Raw genomic sequence first — 3,505 nt, 5'->3', positions numbered from 1 at the left:
GGCACGATCGCAGCGCTTTTCGGCGCGGGTGGGCAGCTGGGTCTTGGCGAGGATCGCCGGCCCATCGATGCCCGCACTTTGTGCCGGAACCAAGCGCTTGGCCAGGTCGGGCGGCAGCTTCAGCCCAGCCACCAGATCGAGCTCGATCTCGGCGTGCGGGTTGCCCCAGGTCACCTTGGCGGCGCGGCCTTCGAGGTACAGCGGGCGGTCGGCATCAAAACTGCTCCAGCCGTGGTGAGCCAGCACCGGCGTGGAGACCGCAGCCATGAGAAACACGCGTCGTTGCATGAGGACTCCTTCAGGCATAGGCGATGAAACGCCCGCAGACTACGACAAGCACCCAAAGCCCCAGCGACAACGCGGTTTGCAGGCGTGCGAATCGGTCGGCCTTGTCGAGCCCGCCTCGTGCATGAAAGGCGATGGCGTTCATGCCGGCCAGCCCCAGCAACACCATCTTGGTGATCAGCGCGCGGTTGCCCAACAGTTCGCTCCATTGGCTGGCCAGCATCAGGGCGCCGCTGGTGGCTGCGAGCGCAAAACCGAGCAAGGTCACACGCAAGGCAAGCCGCGCCAGTGCGCGCAGCGGCAACTCCAGCCCCCATCCCCACACCCGCAACTCCAACATCACCAGGCTGCCGAGCAGCAGCGCAATGCCCAGGATGTGAACGACCTCAAGCAGGGGGTAAGCCCATGGATGCGTGGTGATCCAGCCCATGGGGCGATTGTGATGGCCTCCTAGAATCGCCCACCATGCACATTCACATTCTCGGCATCTGCGGCACTTTCATGGGTGGCCTGGCCGCCCTGGCGCGCGAAGCGGGCCACAAAGTCACCGGCTGCGATGCGGGCGTCTACCCGCCGATGAGCGACCAGTTGCGCGCGCTCGACATCGACCTGATCGAAGGCTGGGGCGCCGACCAGCTCGCCCTCAAACCCGACCTCTTCGTCATCGGCAACGTGGTCTCGCGCGGCAACCCGCTGGTCGAGGCGATCCTCGACTCTGGCGTGCCCTACACCAGTGGCCCGCAATGGCTGTCTGACAAGGTGCTGCAAGGCCGACACGTGCTGGCTGTGGCCGGCACGCATGGCAAGACCACCACCACCTCCATGCTCGCGTGGATGCTTGAGAAGGCCGGCCTGGAGCCGGGCTTCCTGGTCGGTGGTGTGCCGACCAACTTTGGTGTCTCGGCCAGGCTGGGCAAGGGCAAGCCCTTCGTCATTGAAGCCGACGAATACGACACCGCCTTCTTCGACAAGCGCAGCAAGTTTGTGCACTACCGGCCGCGCACCGCGATCCTGAACAACCTCGAATACGACCACGCCGACATCTTCCCCGACCTGGCCGCCATCGAGACGCAGTTCCACCACCTGGTGCGCACCGTGCCCGCCGCCGGCCGCCTGGTGATCAACGCCCGCGAAGAGTCGCTGCAGCGTGTGCTGGAGCGTGGCTGCTGGAGCGAGGTGGTGCGCTTTGGCACCCGCAAGGAAACCCCGGGCGCCTTGCGCGCACGCGGGGAGCCGCACGCCTTTGATGTGCTGCGCGGCAGCCTGAAGATCGCCCGTGTCGACTGGCCACTGCTCGGCGAGCACAACCAGCTCAACGCGCTGGCCGCCATGGCCGCAGCCGAACACGTGGGGGTCGCGCCCGAGCAGGCGGGCAAGGCGCTTTCAAGCTTCGAGAACGTACGCCGGCGACTTGAGCTGCGCGGCAGCGTTGACGTAGGCGGGGGCGTCGTGAAGGTCTACGACGACTTCGCCCACCACCCGACGGCCATCCACATGACGGTCAACGGCTTGCGCCGCAAGGTGGGCATGGAGCGCATCCTGGCGGTGTTCGAGCCGCGCTCCAACACCATGAAGCTCGGCTCGATGAAAGCCCAGCTGCCCTGGTCACTGGAAGAAGCCGACCTGTCGTTCTGCCACCAGGGCAACCTGGGCTGGAGCGCCAAGGAAGCCCTGGCCCCGATGGGCGACAAGGCCATCGTCACCGACAGCATCGAGGCCCTGGTCGCCGCCGTGCGCCGCGCCGCCCGCCCGGGCGACCATGTGCTGTGCATGAGCAACGGTGGCTTCGGCGGCATCCACGACAAGCTTCTTACCGCGCTGGGGCAGTGACTAGCCCCGGGTCATCGATGCGCGCAGCGCTTCGGTGATCTGCGACAGACTGTCTTGCAGATGCGCCCGGCTTTCCACCGTCAACCTGCCGTTGCCTGAAGCGCGCTTGAGTTGCGCCTGCAACTCGGTGGCGTTCATGCGCATCAGGCTCAGGGCGTCAGGCGGCAAGGTGGAGGAGCCGCGTGTCAGCAAGGTCTGCACCCGTTTCAGGTGCTCGCGCTGCAGGTTGCGGCGCAGGCGGTCGATCTCCTTGCCGCTCTTGAGCTCGCTCCACACCGCGCCCTGCAAGGTGGTGTAGACCTCCGACAGCGAAATGATGTTGTTGCCCGCCGCGCCATTCACGTACAGCGGCAGGTCGAGCAGGCGCGACGCGGTGCCCGCACCCAGCAGCCGGTCCATGGCCACGGTTTGCATTTGCAGCACGGCGGCCGGGATGTTCACCGGCCCGCCCCGCTCCCACTCGTTGTAGTCGGGCGAGAGGCTGGAGATGAACTCGGGCTTGAAGCGGAAGCTGTCGGCGTTGAACACGCCCGTGGCCAGGAACTGCAGCGCCTCGCGCTGCTTGGCCGGCTCCACCGGCACGTAGGCCGCGCGGCGCGAGGTGCCCGGGAGGTCACGCACGGTGTACATGCCGCCCACGTACTTGCCCACCAACTCGGTGGCACGCCCCAGCTGGCGGAAGCCGCTCAACAACACACGGCGCTGGCGTGTGGCTTCGTCACCCGCTTGCTGGCCACGCTCTTGCACCCGTTGCCACAGCTCGCGCGAGAGCTGGAGGCGCTTCACGTAATAGGCCAAGGGGTCGTCGCCCAGGTCGAATCGGTTGACCAGCGGGTCGAGACCGTCGTTGCCCGGGCCCACACCGCCTGCGTCGGCGTCGTCGGCATAAGCGAGAAGCGGGTCGGTGCTGCGCCCGGCAATGCGCGCGAGCTCGGCCGCTTCTTCGGCGGGCGCTATCTGCTTGTAGGCGTATTCGACCGCCCAGTAGTCGTACGGCCCGAGCGCGTTGTTGTTGATGGCGCCCTGCTTCTCACCGCGCACGGCAAGGTTGTAGGCGTTGTAGTCCATCACCGAGCCGGAGATGCCGTTTTTCTCGGTGAACTCCTTGTCTTGCAGCTTGTCGCGCGAGACCACGGTCGATCCCTTGAAATTGTGCTTGAGGCCCAGGGTGTGGCCCACCTCGTGGGCGATGGTGTCCTTGATGACCGACTGCACGAAGGCCACGGCCTCGGGGCTGTCGGGTGCGAGGTCGCCGCGCGCTTCGAGCAGGTCGAGCGCAAAGCTCATCTGATCGGCACCTTCGGTCGCGTAGGTGCAGCTGTCGTCTGCGCCGCCGTGGCCGAAGGGCGTCGCGATGTCGTCACGCGCCTGGCGGCGTGCGCCGCGGCCG

The 3,505-nt window shown here is 66.7% G+C and carries 4 protein-coding genes; 1 reads left to right on the top strand and 3 read right to left on the bottom strand.

Going from position 1 to position 3,505, the window contains the following annotated elements; all coding sequences use genetic code 11:
• Both RMO40_RS25035 and RMO40_RS25030 read right to left on the bottom strand, forming a co-directional pair.
• A partial coding sequence (locus tag RMO40_RS25035) for a DUF6152 family protein (RefSeq protein WP_309726620.1) occupies positions 1-288 on the bottom strand: 288 nt, incomplete at its 3' end.
• A 10-nt stretch (positions 289-298) separates the two neighbouring features.
• Entirely contained in the window at positions 299-715 is a 417-nt protein-coding gene (locus RMO40_RS25030) for a hypothetical protein (protein WP_309726617.1), read from the bottom strand.
• Between the two features lie 35 nt (positions 716-750).
• Here RMO40_RS25030 and mpl point away from each other — a divergent pair, with 35 nt between their 5' ends.
• Positions 751-2,115 (top strand): UDP-N-acetylmuramate:L-alanyl-gamma-D-glutamyl-meso-diaminopimelate ligase, encoded by a 1,365-nt coding sequence (gene mpl, locus RMO40_RS25025; RefSeq protein WP_309726615.1) that lies wholly within the window; start codon positions 751-753, stop codon positions 2,113-2,115.
• On the opposite strand, the gene RMO40_RS25020 is transcribed toward mpl, so the two are convergent.
• On the bottom strand, positions 2,116-3,505 hold a 1,390-nt coding region (locus RMO40_RS25020; protein WP_309726613.1), incomplete at its 5' end, for a zinc-dependent metalloprotease.

The sequence above is a fragment of the Rhizobacter sp. genome (assembly GCF_031412075.1).
In the GTDB taxonomy this organism is placed as follows: Bacteria; Pseudomonadota; Gammaproteobacteria; order Burkholderiales; family Burkholderiaceae_C; genus Rhizobacter.
Note: the sequence above shows the minus strand (reverse complement) of the source record. Positions and strands in the feature narration are given on the sequence as shown.

What these genes read in the sequence shown, in the direction of transcription:
- mpl (WP_309726615.1), top strand. Translation starts at nt 751, where the DNA reads ATGCACATTCACATTCTCGGCATCTGCGGCACTTTCATGGGTGGCCTG.
- RMO40_RS25030 (WP_309726617.1), bottom strand. Translation starts at nt 715, where the DNA reads ATGGGCTGGATCACCACGCATCCATGGGCTTACCCCCTGCTTGAGGTC.